The 20,225-nt window shown below is 64.5% G+C and carries 4 protein-coding genes; all 4 read left to right on the forward strand.

What is annotated here, in order from left to right:
• Positions 1–14: 14 nt before the first annotated feature.
• Positions 15–2,150 carry a type I secretion system permease/ATPase gene (locus tag N7E70_RS28570; protein WP_263008291.1) on the forward strand — a complete coding sequence of 712 codons (2,136 nt, stop codon included), beginning with the start codon at positions 15–17 and terminating at the stop codon, positions 2,148–2,150.
• Between the two features lie 57 nt (positions 2,151–2,207).
• The gene (locus tag N7E70_RS28575) at positions 2,208–3,497 is read left to right on the forward strand and encodes an HlyD family type I secretion periplasmic adaptor subunit (protein WP_263008292.1); all 1,290 of its coding nucleotides are present in this window, start codon (positions 2,208–2,210) and stop codon (positions 3,495–3,497) included.
• Positions 3,498–3,570: 73 nt separating this feature from the next.
• Positions 3,571–4,119, forward strand: coding sequence for a ribbon-helix-helix domain-containing protein (locus N7E70_RS28580; RefSeq protein WP_263008293.1), 549 nt, complete (start codon positions 3,571–3,573; stop codon positions 4,117–4,119).
• A gap of 231 nt (positions 4,120–4,350) precedes the next feature.
• Positions 4,351–20,208 (forward strand): VCBS domain-containing protein, encoded by a 15,858-nt coding sequence (locus N7E70_RS28585; protein ID WP_263008294.1) that lies wholly within the window; start codon positions 4,351–4,353, stop codon positions 20,206–20,208.
• Positions 20,209–20,225: the final 17 nt, after the last annotated feature.

Here is a 20,225-nt window from a genome sequence, read left to right on the forward strand (position 1 = left end):
AGACCCCGTCCGTCATGAATCAGCAGGCGCATATCCAGACCCCGGTCGAAGCATTCAAGTCCTGCTTTTCGGCTGTGGCCGCGTACCTGGGCCGGCCGAGCGCCGAAACCGTGCTGTTCGCCGGCGTGCCTATCTCGGAAGAGCGGATCGAGGTCCAGGAAATCAGGCACCTTGCCGAACGGATCGGCCTTGAAACGACCGAGTTCGCGCATCGCGACTTCATGCGTGGCCGCTTCGACCTGCCGGCCATCATCTTTCGTCCCAATCGCCTGCCGATCGCGGTACTGGCCGAACAAGGCGACGGCGCGGAGTTCCTGACCGGGCCGCAGGAAGACGGCCGCACATCAATATCGCGCACTGAGCTGACGGCCGTTCCCATCTCAGGCGGTGTCGGCTTCTCCATCACTTATGCCAACACCGCCGAGAACATGACCCTCGGCAATGCGGCCAGGATCGAGCGGCCGCATTGGCTCTATGGAACACTCGGGACGTTCTGGCGGTCCTATTCACGCGTTGCCTTGGCTGCGATTTTCATCAACCTTCTCGCCATCGCGTCGCCCATCTTCACGATGAACGTCTATGACCGCATCCTGCCCAACAAGGCGATCTCATCGCTTTGGGTCCTGGCGATCGGCGTGTCGACTGCAATCCTGTTCGACCTTTTGCTCAAGACGGCGCGCGCGGCACTCATCGACCATGCCGGCCGCAAGGCCGACCTGCGCATTTCCTACATGCTGTTCGAGAAGGTGCTCAACACTTCGCTCAGTGCTCGCCCGGCATCCACCGGCGAGTATGCCAACCGCGTTACGCAATACGAATTCGTTCGCGAGTTCTTCACCTCCAACACCGTCAGCACCTTCATCGACACCGCCTTCGTCTTCATCTTCCTGCTGGTAATCTACGCCATAGCAGGATGGCTGGTGATTATTCCGATTATCGCCTTCGTAGCCGCGGTCGTCATCGGGCTTGTTGCCCAGCAGCGCATCGGCAAGCGTGTTGCCGCGTCCATGAATGAGGCTTCGCAACGTCAGGCGCTGCTGGTCGAGTCGATATCCACGGTCGAGACTATCAAGTCCCTGCGTGCCGAAGCCTATCTGCTGCGGAAATGGCGAGAGCATTCCAAGAACGCGGCCAATACATCCGAAAAGATCAAGCAGCTTTCGGCTGCCGCAGCCAACATGACGCAGTTCGTCCAGCAATTAGTGACTGTAGCGCTGGTGGTGGCTGGTGCCTACGCATTCGACAACGGATCGATTTCCACTGGAGCCATTATCGCCGCGGTCATGCTTTCGGGCCGCGCTGTGGCGCCGCTCGGGCAACTGGCCATGACCATTGCCCGCTTTCGCCAGGCCATGCTGTCGCTGCGGGTGTTGAATTCCATCATGCAACAGCCTGAGGACCGGCCCGACACGGTAGGCTTCGTCAATCGCCCGATCCGGGTCGGCGCTCTGACGCTGCGCAATGTCGGCTTTGTCTATCCAGGGACCGAGACCGAGGTCCTGACAAGCGTCAACCTCTCGATCAATCCCGGCGAGCGCGTTGGCATCATTGGCCGTATCGGATCCGGCAAGACGACCTTCGGCCGGCTGGTCGGGCGGCTGTTCCTCCCCACCAGTGGCGAGCTACTGCTCGATGGCATCGATGTGCGCCAGTATCACCCCTCCGAGGTTCGCGCCGCCGTCGGCATCGTCGCCCAGGCCGGCGACCTGTTTTCAGGCACGATCAAGGAAAACCTCCTGATGGCGCGTCCCGAGGCGACAGACGAGGAGATCATCCTCGCAGCCAAGGCCGCCGGCGTCGACGAATTCGTTTCACGCCATCCGCGCGGCTACGACATGAATGTCGGCGAGCGCGGCACCAATCTTTCCGGCGGTCAGAGACAGGCCGTGGCGATCGCACGGCTTTTGCTGACCAGACCGAAGATCGTCTTTCTCGACGAGCCGTCAGGTTCGATGGACCTGGCCTCCGAGCGCCAGCTTATCAAGCAGCTCAAGGTCGCCTTCGACGACAAGACCACACTGATCATCTCGACCCACCGCTACAGTATGCTGGAAATCGTCGACCGCCTTATAGTGGTGGAACAAGGTCGTGTCGTCGCCGATGGGCCAAAAGAGAAAGTCATTCAGGCGCTGCAGAAGCCCAGCGGTTGAGATTTTGTCGGTTTGAGGGGTGATTATATTGGCTTTGCTCAATATAATGGAGTTCTAATGATAACCAGGGAAGACAGGCCGCCATTGTTTGCATCGGCTGTGGTGCTGATTATCGCAGCCCTGTTTGCGGCGTTTGTGGTATGGGCTTCGTTCGCCGAGATCGACGAGATCGCGCGTGGCGAAGGCAAGGTCATTCCGGCCTCCAAGACCCAGATCGTGCAGGCAAGCGAAGCCGGCGTAGTCCAGGAGATCGCCGTCAAGATTGGCCAGGTGGTCAAGAAGAACGACCTCATCATCCGGCTCGACAACACGGTCAGCACCTCGAGCCTGGGTGAACAGCAGGCAAAGGCGCGCACGCTCAGTGCCCGCATCGCCCGTCTCAAGCAAGAGCAGGAAGGCCGGATCGGCGAGCCGCTCGCTTGCCCCGAAAGCCTTGTGAAGGCAGCCCCCGAGATTTGCGAGAACGAGCAGAAGCTGCTGGTGGCACGCCGGCAAAACTTCGAAACCAAGCTCAATGTGCTGAAGTCGCGGCTGGACCAGCGCGAGAAGGAACTGAACGAGGCGAAGGTCAATGTCCAGCGTCTGACGGAGAGCCTTGGCGTAAGTAACAGGGAAGCAGAGCTTGTCACCTCCATGGTCAAGCGCAACTTGATGGCCAAGACCGAACAGATACGTGTCGACCGCGAACAGACGGAGATGCGAGGACAGCTTAATCTCGCCGACGAGACGATTAAGAGAACTGGTGCTGCGATCGTCGAGGCGAAGCTCCAGGTCGACGAGTTCGGCCTGCAATTGCAGCAGGAAGCGCTTGACGAACTGACCCAGGCCTTGGCCGAGCTCTCGGTGGTGGAAGAAACGATCCGCGGCGCCACCGACCGTGTCGCCCGCACCGACATCCGCTCGCCTGTCGACGGCATCGTCAACACGCTCGACGTCAACACGTTGGGCGCCTTCGTCCAGCCCGGCGCTGTCGTGGCCGGCATCGTGCCGACCTCCGAGACTTTGCTTGTCGAAGCACGCGTCTCGCCGCGCGACGTTGCCTTCATTCGCCCAGACCAGAAAGCACTGATCAAGGTCTCGGCTTATGATTTCTCGATTTTCGGCGGCCTCGACGGCAAGGTGCAGAACATCACCGCCGACAGCCTCGTCGACCAGAACACCGGGGAACCCTACTATCAGGTCAGGGTCTCGACCGACCGCTCTGCGCTGGAAAGGGATGGCAAGTCCTACTCCATCATTCCCGGCATGATCAGCACGGTGGAGATCATTACCGGGCGAAAGACAATCCTGAGCTACCTGCTCAAACCCATCAACAAGGCGCGCGACGAGGCGCTCCATGAACGATAGTGGAGCGGCGCCTGGTGAACCCGCACACCACATCTATTCGGCCGACGATCTGACATCGGATTTTCGCGTTGTCGTGCGCCAGGGCACGCGACGCGGCATCAAGCTCGAGCGCGTGTTTTGGGCAACGCTGAAACAGCTCGCTGAAGACAAGCGCCTGACGCTCGGCGAAATGGTGGACGAGATCGAAATTTCCAACACGCAAACCGGCAACCTCACCTCGGCCATCCGTGTTGCGTGCCTGCGCTGGATGACCGATCAGAGCACCGCCTTGGCCAAGCTGGCATCGCTGCGAACCATCAACGCTATCCTGGGTGCCTGCCCGGCGCCGGCTTTTGCATTATCATCGACAAAGAAGATCCTGACCTTCAATCCATCCTTCCAGAACCTGGTCAAACGCCATCTGCCGGTCGGATTCGGAGAAGAAGGGCGCCGCGACCTCCGGCTGTCCCTCGACCTGAACGTCGCCGACATCTTCGCCAGGCTCGACGCCAATTACGGCGTGCCGATCGCCAGCGGCTTCGTCATTGCCACTGCTGAGCGGCGTTACCGCGGCCAGCTCAATATCGTCCGTGCCCCGGTCAAATCGCCGGATCTTCTGCTTTCCTTCGTGGTCAACGGATAGTTGCAGACACGACCCTCCGTTTCGGCAAGACACCTTGATCGATACTCGCGACGCCGCGCGGAAGTCTGCTCGGAGAGTTGGCTGTGGCTTATCTCACCTCGCTAAATTAACCACCCATTAAGTTTTCATGTGCGGCTGCATAAGCGGATATGCAGCTTTGCGCACGCCCCCGTTGCAATCAACGAAATCTCACTGCTCTGCTATGGCCAGCAAGAAATTAGGGGATGGGCTATGGCAACCTCCGTTGACCAGGGAAATCTTTCGGCAGAAGCAGCAACCGGCAGCGACGCGCTGCTTGAACAGGCAGTGCCATTGTCGGAGGCGCAGATCCTCGCACAGGCGACCGATCCGGCTGCAAAAGCCGACCCTGTTCCGGTCGATGCCGGCTCCGGCCAGCCAATCCAGGCTGCTCAGCCCAATGGGACGCCACCCGCACCAGGCGCAGCCGCCGGTGAATATGCCGCTGACGCCTCCAATGTCGTTCATCTCCCTGCCAACGTCTCCGTTGACAACATCAAAGTCGACGGCAAGAACCTGATCCTCGAGCAGGCCGACGGTACCGAGATCGTCGTCAAAGACGCCGCATCCAACGTTCCCACTTTCATGCTCGGCGACGTCGAGCTTCCGCGCGTCGCCCTGATCGCCGCACTTGAAGCCGGCGGCGTGGACGTCGCCTTTGGTCCCGACGGATCGATCTCGGTCGGACCAGGCTCGGCGAACAGCTCCGGTGGCAATTTTGAGACACCGGTGGGCGGCATCGGCAATGGCTTCGACCTGTCGGCTCTGCTGCCACCAACCGCATTGCAGTTCCCGCAATATGAAAATCGCGAACTCTATCCGGGTCTTCGCCGCAACCGCGGGCCGGAACTCGAGATAGACACCGGCAATCCCGGCGGCGATGCCGATTTCGTTCAGGAGTCAGGCCTTACCAGCATCGGCTCCAATCCGAATGCGCCGACGGAATTTGCCAGTGGCACCTTCAAGCTGTCCGACCCGGATGGCCTGAGCGACCTCCAGTCGGTCACGATCAATGGCAAGACGATCGCCATTGCAGATTTGCAAGGCTCCGTGATCGATGGCGCGCACGGCGTGCTGACGATTACCAGTTACAACCCTTCGACCGGTGTCGCGACCTATACTTACGAGCTCACGGGCCCGACGACTGACATAGACGGCGTTGCCGAGACCGACGACTTTACGCTGACCGTCTCCGACGGCACCGACACATCCGTGCCGGCCAGGATTGTTATTGAGATCGTCGACGACGTTCCGACCGCCCAGGCGGATGTCGACAGCGTCACCGAAGACGGTGCGCTGGTTGCCAACGGCAACGTGCTGACGGGTGTCGGCGGTGCCGATGCCAACAACACCGACGGTGTCGCCGACGTCCGTGGCGCCGATGGCGCTGCGGTGACGGGTGTTGCGGCCGGTACGCCGGCCTCGACCGCCGGCCAGGTTGGCGCCTCGGTTGGCGGCAGCTACGGTTCGATCACCATCGATGCAGCCGGCAACTACGTCTACACGCTCGACAACGGCAATGCCGCCGTGCAGGCGCTGAGCACCGGCCAGACGCTGACCGATACCTTCTCCTACACCATCACCGATGGCGACGGCGACACCTCGACGACGACGGTGACCATCACCATCAACGGCACCAACGACATCCCGACGGTGACGGTGCCGACGGTGGGCGCGCCCGGGACCTCGGTCGATGAGGCTGGCCTGGCGATCGGTTCGGATGCTCCGGCGGAGACCGAGACGACGACGGGTACGTTCAGCTACACCGCCGGCGACGGCGCCTCGACGGTGACGATCAACGGCGTTGCGGTCGCGGTGGGCGCAACGGTGACCGGCGACTACGGCACGCTGACCATCACGCAGATCAGCGGCACCACGGTGACCTACAGCTATACGCTGGCCAACCCGGTCAACCACACCACCGACGTGACGCCGTTCGAGACCTTCACGGTGAACGTCGCCGACAGCGACGGCAATCCTGCCGACGATGCCAGCGCCTCGTTCCAGATCCAGATCGTCGACGACGTTCCGACCGCCCAGGCGGATGTCGACAGCGTCACCGAAGACGGTGCGCTGGTTGCCAACGGCAACGTGCTGACGGGTGTCGGCGGTGCCGATGCCAACAACACCGACGGTGTCGCCGACGTCCGTGGCGCCGATGGCGCTGCGGTGACGGGTGTTGCGGCCGGTACGCCGGCCTCGACCGCCGGCCAGGTTGGCGCCTCGGTTGGCGGCAGCTACGGTTCGATCACCATCGATGCAGCCGGCAACTACGTCTACACGCTCGACAACGGCAATGCCGCCGTGCAGGCGCTGAGCACCGGCCAGACGCTGACCGATACCTTCTCCTACACCATCACCGATGGCGACGGCGACACCTCGACGACGACGGTGACCATCACCATCAACGGCACCAACGACATCCCGACGGTGACGGTGCCGACGGTGGGCGCGCCCGGGACCTCGGTCGATGAGGCTGGCCTGGCGATCGGTTCGGATGCTCCGGCGGAGACCGAGACGACGACGGGTACGTTCAGCTACACCGCCGGCGACGGCGCCTCGACGGTGACGATCAACGGCGTTGCGGTCGCGGTGGGCGCAACGGTGACCGGCGACTACGGCACGCTGACCATCACGCAGATCAGCGGCACCACGGTGACCTACAGCTATACGCTGGCCAACCCGGTCAACCACACCACCGACGTGACGCCGTTCGAGACCTTCACGGTGAACGTCGCCGACAGCGACGGCAATCCTGCCGACGATGCCAGCGCCTCGTTCCAGATCCAGATCGTCGACGACGTTCCGACCGCCCAGGCGGATGTCGACAGCGTCACCGAAGACGGTGCGCTGGTTGCCAACGGCAACGTGCTGACGGGTGTCGGCGGTGCCGATGCCAACAACACCGACGGTGTCGCCGACGTCCGTGGCGCCGATGGCGCTGCGGTGACGGGTGTTGCGGCCGGTACGCCGGCCTCGACCGCCGGCCAGGTTGGCGCCTCGGTTGGCGGCAGCTACGGTTCGATCACCATCGATGCAGCCGGCAACTACGTCTACACGCTCGACAACGGCAATGCCGCCGTGCAGGCGCTGAGCACCGGCCAGACGCTGACCGATACCTTCTCCTACACCATCACCGATGGCGACGGCGACACCTCGACGACGACGGTGACCATCACCATCAACGGCACCAACGACATCCCGACGGTGACGGTGCCGACGGTGGGCGCGCCCGGGACCTCGGTCGATGAGGCTGGCCTGGCGATCGGTTCGGATGCTCCGGCGGAGACCGAGACGACGACGGGTACGTTCAGCTACACCGCCGGCGACGGCGCCTCGACGGTGACGATCAACGGCGTTGCGGTCGCGGTGGGCGCAACGGTGACCGGCGACTACGGCACGCTGACCATCACGCAGATCAGCGGCACCACGGTGACCTACAGCTATACGCTGGCCAACCCGGTCAACCACACCACCGACGTGACGCCGTTCGAGACCTTCACGGTGAACGTCGCCGACAGCGACGGCAATCCTGCCGACGATGCCAGCGCCTCGTTCCAGATCCAGATCGTCGACGACGTTCCGACCGCCCAGGCGGATGTCGACAGCGTCACCGAAGACGGTGCGCTGGTTGCCAACGGCAACGTGCTGACGGGTGTCGGCGGTGCCGATGCCAACAACACCGACGGTGTCGCCGACGTCCGTGGCGCCGATGGCGCTGCGGTGACGGGTGTTGCGGCCGGTACGCCGGCCTCGACCGCCGGCCAGGTTGGCGCCTCGGTTGGCGGCAGCTACGGTTCGATCACCATCGATGCAGCCGGCAACTACGTCTACACGCTCGACAACGGCAATGCCGCCGTGCAGGCGCTGAGCACCGGCCAGACGCTGACCGATACCTTCTCCTACACCATCACCGATGGCGACGGCGACACCTCGACGACGACGGTGACCATCACCATCAACGGCACCAACGACATCCCGACGGTGACGGTGCCGACGGTGGGCGCGCCCGGGACCTCGGTCGATGAGGCTGGCCTGGCGATCGGTTCGGATGCTCCGGCGGAGACCGAGACGACGACGGGTACGTTCAGCTACACCGCCGGCGACGGCGCCTCGACGGTGACGATCAACGGCGTTGCGGTCGCGGTGGGCGCAACGGTGACCGGCGACTACGGCACGCTGACCATCACGCAGATCAGCGGCACCACGGTGACCTACAGCTATACGCTGGCCAACCCGGTCAACCACACCACCGACGTGACGCCGTTCGAGACCTTCACGGTGAACGTCGCCGACAGCGACGGCAATCCTGCCGACGATGCCAGCGCCTCGTTCCAGATCCAGATCGTCGACGACGTTCCGACCGCCCAGGCGGATGTCGACAGCGTCACCGAAGACGGTGCGCTGGTTGCCAACGGCAACGTGCTGACGGGTGTCGGCGGTGCCGATGCCAACAACACCGACGGTGTCGCCGACGTCCGTGGCGCCGATGGCGCTGCGGTGACGGGTGTTGCGGCCGGTACGCCGGCCTCGACCGCCGGCCAGGTTGGCGCCTCGGTTGGCGGCAGCTACGGTTCGATCACCATCGATGCAGCCGGCAACTACGTCTACACGCTCGACAACGGCAATGCCGCCGTGCAGGCGCTGAGCACCGGCCAGACGCTGACCGATACCTTCTCCTACACCATCACCGATGGCGACGGCGACACCTCGACGACGACGGTGACCATCACCATCAACGGCACCAACGACATCCCGACGGTGACGGTGCCGACGGTGGGCGCGCCCGGGACCTCGGTCGATGAGGCTGGCCTGGCGATCGGTTCGGATGCTCCGGCGGAGACCGAGACGACGACGGGTACGTTCAGCTACACCGCCGGCGACGGCGCCTCGACGGTGACGATCAACGGCGTTGCGGTCGCGGTGGGCGCAACGGTGACCGGCGACTACGGCACGCTGACCATCACGCAGATCAGCGGCACCACGGTGACCTACAGCTATACGCTGGCCAACCCGGTCAACCACACCACCGACGTGACGCCGTTCGAGACCTTCACGGTGAACGTCGCCGACAGCGACGGCAATCCTGCCGACGATGCCAGCGCCTCGTTCCAGATCCAGATCGTCGACGACGTTCCGACCGCCCAGGCGGATGTCGACAGCGTCACCGAAGACGGTGCGCTGGTTGCCAACGGCAACGTGCTGACGGGTGTCGGCGGTGCCGATGCCAACAACACCGACGGTGTCGCCGACGTCCGTGGCGCCGATGGCGCTGCGGTGACGGGTGTTGCGGCCGGTACGCCGGCCTCGACCGCCGGCCAGGTTGGCGCCTCGGTTGGCGGCAGCTACGGTTCGATCACCATCGATGCAGCCGGCAACTACGTCTACACGCTCGACAACGGCAATGCCGCCGTGCAGGCGCTGAGCACCGGCCAGACGCTGACCGATACCTTCTCCTACACCATCACCGATGGCGACGGCGACACCTCGACGACGACGGTGACCATCACCATCAACGGCACCAACGACATCCCGACGGTGACGGTGCCGACGGTGGGCGCGCCCGGGACCTCGGTCGATGAGGCTGGCCTGGCGATCGGTTCGGATGCTCCGGCGGAGACCGAGACGACGACGGGTACGTTCAGCTACACCGCCGGCGACGGCGCCTCGACGGTGACGATCAACGGCGTTGCGGTCGCGGTGGGCGCAACGGTGACCGGCGACTACGGCACGCTGACCATCACGCAGATCAGCGGCACCACGGTGACCTACAGCTATACGCTGGCCAACCCGGTCAACCACACCACCGACGTGACGCCGTTCGAGACCTTCACGGTGAACGTCGCCGACAGCGACGGCAATCCTGCCGACGATGCCAGCGCCTCGTTCCAGATCCAGATCGTCGACGACGTTCCGACCGCCCAGGCGGATGTCGACAGCGTCACCGAAGACGGTGCGCTGGTTGCCAACGGCAACGTGCTGACGGGTGTCGGCGGTGCCGATGCCAACAACACCGACGGTGTCGCCGACGTCCGTGGCGCCGATGGCGCTGCGGTGACGGGTGTTGCGGCCGGTACGCCGGCCTCGACCGCCGGCCAGGTTGGCGCCTCGGTTGGCGGCAGCTACGGTTCGATCACCATCGATGCAGCCGGCAACTACGTCTACACGCTCGACAACGGCAATGCCGCCGTGCAGGCGCTGAGCACCGGCCAGACGCTGACCGATACCTTCTCCTACACCATCACCGATGGCGACGGCGACACCTCGACGACGACGGTGACCATCACCATCAACGGCACCAACGACATCCCGACGGTGACGGTGCCGACGGTGGGCGCGCCCGGGACCTCGGTCGATGAGGCTGGCCTGGCGATCGGTTCGGATGCTCCGGCGGAGACCGAGACGACGACGGGTACGTTCAGCTACACCGCCGGCGACGGCGCCTCGACGGTGACGATCAACGGCGTTGCGGTCGCGGTGGGCGCAACGGTGACCGGCGACTACGGCACGCTGACCATCACGCAGATCAGCGGCACCACGGTGACCTACAGCTATACGCTGGCCAACCCGGTCAACCACACCACCGACGTGACGCCGTTCGAGACCTTCACGGTGAACGTCGCCGACAGCGACGGCAATCCTGCCGACGATGCCAGCGCCTCGTTCCAGATCCAGATCGTCGACGACGTTCCGACCGCCCAGGCGGATGTCGACAGCGTCACCGAAGACGGTGCGCTGGTTGCCAACGGCAACGTGCTGACGGGTGTCGGCGGTGCCGATGCCAACAACACCGACGGTGTCGCCGACGTCCGTGGCGCCGATGGCGCTGCGGTGACGGGTGTTGCGGCCGGTACGCCGGCCTCGACCGCCGGCCAGGTTGGCGCCTCGGTTGGCGGCAGCTACGGTTCGATCACCATCGATGCAGCCGGCAACTACGTCTACACGCTCGACAACGGCAATGCCGCCGTGCAGGCGCTGAGCACCGGCCAGACGCTGACCGATACCTTCTCCTACACCATCACCGATGGCGACGGCGACACCTCGACGACGACGGTGACCATCACCATCAACGGCACCAACGACATCCCGACGGTGACGGTGCCGACGGTGGGCGCGCCCGGGACCTCGGTCGATGAGGCTGGCCTGGCGATCGGTTCGGATGCTCCGGCGGAGACCGAGACGACGACGGGTACGTTCAGCTACACCGCCGGCGACGGCGCCTCGACGGTGACGATCAACGGCGTTGCGGTCGCGGTGGGCGCAACGGTGACCGGCGACTACGGCACGCTGACCATCACGCAGATCAGCGGCACCACGGTGACCTACAGCTATACGCTGGCCAACCCGGTCAACCACACCACCGACGTGACGCCGTTCGAGACCTTCACGGTGAACGTCGCCGACAGCGACGGCAATCCTGCCGACGATGCCAGCGCCTCGTTCCAGATCCAGATCGTCGACGACGTTCCGACCGCCCAGGCGGATGTCGACAGCGTCACCGAAGACGGTGCGCTGGTTGCCAACGGCAACGTGCTGACGGGTGTCGGCGGTGCCGATGCCAACAACACCGACGGTGTCGCCGACGTCCGTGGCGCCGATGGCGCTGCGGTGACGGGTGTTGCGGCCGGTACGCCGGCCTCGACCGCCGGCCAGGTTGGCGCCTCGGTTGGCGGCAGCTACGGTTCGATCACCATCGATGCAGCCGGCAACTACGTCTACACGCTCGACAACGGCAATGCCGCCGTGCAGGCGCTGAGCACCGGCCAGACGCTGACCGATACCTTCTCCTACACCATCACCGATGGCGACGGCGACACCTCGACGACGACGGTGACCATCACCATCAACGGCACCAACGACATCCCGACGGTGACGGTGCCGACGGTGGGCGCGCCCGGGACCTCGGTCGATGAGGCTGGCCTGGCGATCGGTTCGGATGCTCCGGCGGAGACCGAGACGACGACGGGTACGTTCAGCTACACCGCCGGCGACGGCGCCTCGACGGTGACGATCAACGGCGTTGCGGTCGCGGTGGGCGCAACGGTGACCGGCGACTACGGCACGCTGACCATCACGCAGATCAGCGGCACCACGGTGACCTACAGCTATACGCTGGCCAACCCGGTCAACCACACCACCGACGTGACGCCGTTCGAGACCTTCACGGTGAACGTCGCCGACAGCGACGGCAATCCTGCCGACGATGCCAGCGCCTCGTTCCAGATCCAGATCGTCGACGACGTTCCGACCGCCCAGGCGGATGTCGACAGCGTCACCGAAGACGGTGCGCTGGTTGCCAACGGCAACGTGCTGACGGGTGTCGGCGGTGCCGATGCCAACAACACCGACGGTGTCGCCGACGTCCGTGGCGCCGATGGCGCTGCGGTGACGGGTGTTGCGGCCGGTACGCCGGCCTCGACCGCCGGCCAGGTTGGCGCCTCGGTTGGCGGCAGCTACGGTTCGATCACCATCGATGCAGCCGGCAACTACGTCTACACGCTCGACAACGGCAATGCCGCCGTGCAGGCGCTGAGCACCGGCCAGACGCTGACCGATACCTTCTCCTACACCATCACCGATGGCGACGGCGACACCTCGACGACGACGGTGACCATCACCATCAACGGCACCAACGACATCCCGACGGTGACGGTGCCGACGGTGGGCGCGCCCGGGACCTCGGTCGATGAGGCTGGCCTGGCGATCGGTTCGGATGCTCCGGCGGAGACCGAGACGACGACGGGTACGTTCAGCTACACCGCCGGCGACGGCGCCTCGACGGTGACGATCAACGGCGTTGCGGTCGCGGTGGGCGCAACGGTGACCGGCGACTACGGCACGCTGACCATCACGCAGATCAGCGGCACCACGGTGACCTACAGCTATACGCTGGCCAACCCGGTCAACCACACCACCGACGTGACGCCGTTCGAGACCTTCACGGTGAACGTCGCCGACAGCGACGGCAATCCTGCCGACGATGCCAGCGCCTCGTTCCAGATCCAGATCGTCGACGACGTTCCGACCGCCCAGGCGGATGTCGACAGCGTCACCGAAGACGGTGCGCTGGTTGCCAACGGCAACGTGCTGACGGGTGTCGGCGGTGCCGATGCCAACAACACCGACGGTGTCGCCGACGTCCGTGGCGCCGATGGCGCTGCGGTGACGGGTGTTGCGGCCGGTACGCCGGCCTCGACCGCCGGCCAGGTTGGCGCCTCGGTTGGCGGCAGCTACGGTTCGATCACCATCGATGCAGCCGGCAACTACGTCTACACGCTCGACAACGGCAATGCCGCCGTGCAGGCGCTGAGCACCGGCCAGACGCTGACCGATACCTTCTCCTACACCATCACCGATGGCGACGGCGACACCTCGACGACGACGGTGACCATCACCATCAACGGCACCAACGACATCCCGACGGTGACGGTGCCGACGGTGGGCGCGCCCGGGACCTCGGTCGATGAGGCTGGCCTGGCGATCGGTTCGGATGCTCCGGCGGAGACCGAGACGACGACGGGTACGTTCAGCTACACCGCCGGCGACGGCGCCTCGACGGTGACGATCAACGGCGTTGCGGTCGCGGTGGGCGCAACGGTGACCGGCGACTACGGCACGCTGACCATCACGCAGATCAGCGGCACCACGGTGACCTACAGCTATACGCTGGCCAACCCGGTCAACCACACCACCGACGTGACGCCGTTCGAGACCTTCACGGTGAACGTCGCCGACAGCGACGGCAATCCTGCCGACGATGCCAGCGCCTCGTTCCAGATCCAGATCGTCGACGACGTTCCGACCGCCCAGGCGGATGTCGACAGCGTCACCGAAGACGGTGCGCTGGTTGCCAACGGCAACGTGCTGACGGGTGTCGGCGGTGCCGATGCCAACAACACCGACGGTGTCGCCGACGTCCGTGGCGCCGATGGCGCTGCGGTGACGGGTGTTGCGGCCGGTACGCCGGCCTCGACCGCCGGCCAGGTTGGCGCCTCGGTTGGCGGCAGCTACGGTTCGATCACCATCGATGCAGCCGGCAACTACGTCTACACGCTCGACAACGGCAATGCCGCCGTGCAGGCGCTGAGCACCGGCCAGACGCTGACCGATACCTTCTCCTACACCATCACCGATGGCGACGGCGACACCTCGACGACGACGGTGACCATCACCATCAACGGCACCAACGACATCCCGACGGTGACGGTGCCGACGGTGGGCGCGCCCGGGACCTCGGTCGATGAGGCTGGCCTGGCGATCGGTTCGGATGCTCCGGCGGAGACCGAGACGACGACGGGTACGTTCAGCTACACCGCCGGCGACGGCGCCTCGACGGTGACGATCAACGGCGTTGCGGTCGCGGTGGGCGCAACGGTGACCGGCGACTACGGCACGCTGACCATCACGCAGATCAGCGGCACCACGGTGACCTACAGCTATACGCTGGCCAACCCGGTCAACCACACCACCGACGTGACGCCGTTCGAGACCTTCACGGTGAACGTCGCCGACAGCGACGGCAATCCTGCCGACGATGCCAGCGCCTCGTTCCAGATCCAGATCGTCGACGACGTTCCGACCGCCCAGGCGGATGTCGACAGCGTCACCGAAGACGGTGCGCTGGTTGCCAACGGCAACGTGCTGACGGGTGTCGGCGGTGCCGATGCCAACAACACCGACGGTGTCGCCGACGTCCGTGGCGCCGATGGCGCTGCGGTGACGGGTGTTGCGGCCGGTACGCCGGCCTCGACCGCCGGCCAGGTTGGCGCCTCGGTTGGCGGCAGCTACGGTTCGATCACCATCGATGCAGCCGGCAACTACGTCTACACGCTCGACAACGGCAATGCCGCCGTGCAGGCGCTGAGCACCGGCCAGACGCTGACCGATACCTTCTCCTACACCATCACCGATGGCGACGGCGACACCTCGACGACGACGGTGACCATCACCATCAACGGCACCAACGACATCCCGACGGTGACGGTGCCGACGGTGGGCGCGCCCGGGACCTCGGTCGATGAGGCTGGCCTGGCGATCGGTTCGGATGCTCCGGCGGAGACCGAGACGACGACGGGTACGTTCAGCTACACCGCCGGCGACGGCGCCTCGACGGTGACGATCAACGGCGTTGCGGTCGCGGTGGGCGCAACGGTGACCGGCGACTACGGCACGCTGACCATCACGCAGATCAGCGGCACCACGGTGACCTACAGCTATACGCTGGCCAACCCGGTCAACCACACCACCGACGTGACGCCGTTCGAGACCTTCACGGTGAACGTCGCCGACAGCGACGGCAATCCTGCCGACGATGCCAGCGCCTCGTTCCAGATCCAGATCGTCGACGACGTTCCGACCGCCCAGGCGGATGTCGACAGCGTCACCGAAGACGGTGCGCTGGTTGCCAACGGCAACGTGCTGACGGGTGTCGGCGGTGCCGATGCCAACAACACCGACGGTGTCGCCGACGTCCGTGGCGCCGATGGCGCTGCGGTGACGGGTGTTGCGGCCGGTACGCCGGCCTCGACCGCCGGCCAGGTTGGCGCCTCGGTTGGCGGCAGCTACGGTTCGATCACCATCGATGCAGCCGGCAACTACGTCTACACGCTCGACAACGGCAATGCCGCCGTGCAGGCGCTGAGCACCGGCCAGACGCTGACCGATACCTTCTCCTACACCATCACCGATGGCGACGGCGACACCTCGACGACGACGGTGACCATCACCATCAACGGCACCAACGACATCCCGACGGTGACGGTGCCGACGGTGGGCGCGCCCGGGACCTCGGTCGATGAGGCTGGCCTGGCGATCGGTTCGGATGCTCCGGCGGAGACCGAGACGACGACGGGTACGTTCAGCTACACCGCCGGCGACGGCGCCTCGACGGTGACGATCAACGGCGTTGCGGTCGCGGTGGGCGCAACGGTGACCGGCGACTACGGCACGCTGACCATCACGCAGATCAGCGGCACCACGGTGACCTACAGCTATACGCTGGCCAACCCGGTCAACCACACCACCGACGTGACGCCGTTCGAGACCTTCACGGTGAACGTCGCCGACAGCGACGGCAATCCTGCCGACGATGCCAGCGCCTCGTTCCAGATCCAGATCGTCGACGACGTTCCGACCGCCCAGGCGGATGTCGACAGCGTCACCGAAGACGGTGCGCTGGTTGCCAACGGCAACGTGCTGACGGGTGTCGGCGGTGCCGATGCCAACAACACCGACGGTGTCGCCGACGTCCGTGGCGCCGATGGCGCTGCGGTGACGGGTGTTGCGGCCGGTACGCCGGCCTCGACCGCCGGCCAGGTTGGCGCCTCGGTTGGCGGCAGCTACGGTTCGATCACCATCGATGCAGCCGGCAACTACGTCTACACGCTCGACAACGGCAATGCCGCCGTGCAGGCGCTGAGCACCGGCCAGACGCTGACCGATACCTTCTCCTACACCATCACCGATGGCGACGGCGACACCTCGACGACGACGGTGACCATCACCATCAACGGCACCAACGACATCCCGACGGTGACGGTGCCGACGGTGGGCGCGCCCGGGACCTCGGTCGATGAGGCTGGCCTGGCGATCGGTTCGGATGCTCCGGCGGAGACCGAGACGACGACGGGTACGTTCAGCTACACCGCCGGCGACGGCGCCTCGACGGTGACGATCAACGGCGTTGCGGTCGCGGTGGGCGCAACGGTGACCGGCGACTACGGCACGCTGACCATCACGCAGATCAGCGGCACCACGGTGACCTACAGCTATACGCTGGCCAACCCGGTCAACCACACCACCGACGTGACGCCGTTCGAGACCTTCACGGTGAACGTCGCCGACAGCGACGGCAATCCTGCCGACGATGCCAGCGCCTCGTTCCAGATCCAGATCGTCGACGACGTTCCGACCGCCCAGGCGGATGTCGACAGCGTCACCGAAGACGGTGCGCTGGTTGCCAACGGCAACGTGCTGACGGGTGTCGGCGGTGCCGATGCCAACAACACCGACGGTGTCGCCGACGTCCGTGGCGCCGATGGCGCTGCGGTGACGGGTGTTGCGGCCGGTACGCCGGCCTCGACCGCCGGCCAGGTTGGCGCCTCGGTTGGCGGCAGCTACGGTTCGATCACCATCGATGCAGCCGGCAACTACGTCTACACGCTCGACAACGGCAATGCCGCCGTGCAGGCGCTGAGCACCGGCCAGACGCTGACCGATACCTTCTCCTACACCATCACCGATGGCGACGGCGACACCTCGACGACGACGGTGACCATCACCATCAACGGCACCAACGACATCCCGACGGTGACGGTGCCGACGGTGGGCGCGCCCGGGACCTCGGTCGATGAGGCTGGCCTGGCGATCGGTTCGGATGCTCCGGCGGAGACCGAGACGACGACGGGTACGTTCAGCTACACCGCCGGCGACGGCGCCTCGACGGTGACGATCAACGGCGTTGCGGTCGCGGTGGGCGCAACGGTGACCGGCGACTACGGCACGCTGACCATCACGCAGATCAGCGGCACCACGGTGACCTACAGCTATACGCTGGCCAACCCGGTCAACCACACCACCGACGTGACGCCGTTCGAGACCTTCACGGTGAACGTCGCCGACAGCGACGGCAATCCTGCCGACGATGCCAGCGCCTCGTTCCAGATCCAGATCGTCGACGACGTTCCGACCGCCCAGGCGGATGTCGACAGCGTCACCGAAGACGGTGCGCTGGTTGCCAACGGCAACGTGCTGACGGGTGTCGGCGGTGCCGATGCCAACAACACCGACGGTGTCGCCGACGTCCGTGGCGCCGATGGCGCTGCGGTGACGGGTGTTGCGGCCGGTACGCCGGCCTCGACCGCCGGCCAGGTTGGCGCCTCGGTTGGCGGCAGCTACGGTTCGATCACCATCGATGCAGCCGGCAACTACGTCTACACGCTCGACAACGGCAATGCCGCCGTGCAGGCGCTGAGCACCGGCCAGACGCTGACCGATACCTTCTCCTACACCATCACCGATGGCGACGGCGACACCTCGACGACGACGGTGACCATCACCATCAACGGCACCAACGACATCCCGACGGTGAGCCCCTCGACTGCCAGGGTATCTGAAGAAGGGCTTCCTGGGGGCAATCAGGATACAGTCGGAAGCAGCGACACGACGAATTCGCCCACAGCAGTGGGAACGATTGCCGCGAACGACATCGACGGCAATCCGCTGACTTTCACTTTCGGCAGCGGGCCCTCTGGGCTCACGTCAAACGGCGTCCCGATCACATGGACCGGCGCCGGCACAGGCACATTGGTCGGCAGCGCAGGCAGCGTTGCCATCCTCACGGCAACGATCGGCGCGGCAGGAGCATACACTGTCACCCTGTCCGGGCCGCTCGACCATCCGACGGCGGATGGTGAGAATGAGCTGAGTCTGGATTTGACAGTCAATGTTTCAGATGGCACCGCTACGGCGTCTGCGCCCTTGACCGTGGTCGTTGAGGACGACAGCCCGGTCCTAGGAACGTTCGATCCGGCCATCATTCCCAACCAGGTTGGTTCGGTCAGCGGCACCTTCGACCTCGCGGCTGGCGCCGACAAGATCGACCACTTCAACATTACCGGCCCGGCCATTTCTGGCGTGACTTACAGCACGACAACGGCCACCGACGGCACGACAACGCTGTTGGCCGAATCGTCAAACGGTACGGACATCTATTCTCTCATCGTTCGACCAGATGGAACGTACACGTTCAATCTGATCACGCCACAAGCGGGATCAACGCAAACGTATGACCTTACGTCACTGCCGTCCGGTGGTCCAAATTGGCGCGAGACGACCGACGGACGAATCGAGTTCTCTAGTCCTGGTGGGATCAATTCGAGCGGGGCTGGCTTCGGCGTGGCCAATCAATTCACCGGAGGGAACGAATCCTTTACTATGGAATTTCACAACCCTGGCCAGCCTGGCGACCAAAATCCGAACACGAACCCGGAGTTCAATGACGCAGTCACGCTCGCGGTGGCCGATGTCAATGGAGCTGGCGGGACTTACCTTTGGACTGCTACCGACACGGTAAACAACATTACCCGAAGTGGTTCGATCGTTATCACGACGGGCGGAAACTACATAATCGACCCGAATATCAGCTTCAATCAACTGACGATCACTGCCGACAACGTGAGTGGGCAGGGTATCCGAATTCTGACTGCGTCCGTATCGAAGAACATTCTGCCAGCGGACCAGAATTACGACTTCCAGATCGCCGCAGTAGACAATGACGGCGACGTGAGCGGCATTCATACACTCCAGGTCGACCAGGTCGCAATGGGATCCGACGGGACCTACACACTGACTGGCACTGTCGCGGACGACTTCATTGCCGGCAGCACGGCCGCCGACACTATCTCAGGCAATGCGGGCTTTGATGTGGTGGACTACACAGGAAGCGTCGGTGCCATTTCAATCAATCTCGACGAGAGCGGTGACGCGAATGTCGCCACAGCGTTCACAGCCACTCCGGCTGATGGGCGTATCGGCGGTGGCGATGCTGCCGGCGATACGTTGTCAGGTGTGGAGGGACTAATCGGTGGTTCAGGAAATGATGTCTTGGTCGGCAACTCTTCCGCCAACTATCTCGCTGGTGGCCTCGGCGACGACATTTTGCGCGGTGAAGCCGGTGCCGATATCTTGTTCGGCGGCGACGGCAACGACGTACTTATCGGAGGAGCCGGGCAAGACACGATGACCGGCGGCGCCGGCAATGATACCTTCGTCATTGATCCCGAGGGGCTAACTCTTGCACTAGATGACCTGATCGCCGATTATTCGGCAGGAGATACGATCGATCTTACGGACATATTTGCCACGTTTGCTGCCGGCGACAGGCCTGATATCGCCGCGGAGGCCAACTCGCTGGTAAACCTCGTTAATGATGGGACGAATACGAGTGTGATGGTGGATGATAACGGCCTGGCGGCAGGTGGCACTATGGTTGCAGTCGCCACACTTGCTGGCGTTCACACAACCATCACGGTCTTGTATGACGACAATCAGCCGACGACTCCGGTAACCTGATCCAGCAAATGGCCAAG

This window comes from Aminobacter sp. NyZ550 (genome assembly GCF_025628925.2).
Classification (GTDB): domain Bacteria; phylum Pseudomonadota; class Alphaproteobacteria; order Rhizobiales; family Rhizobiaceae; genus Aminobacter; species Aminobacter ciceronei.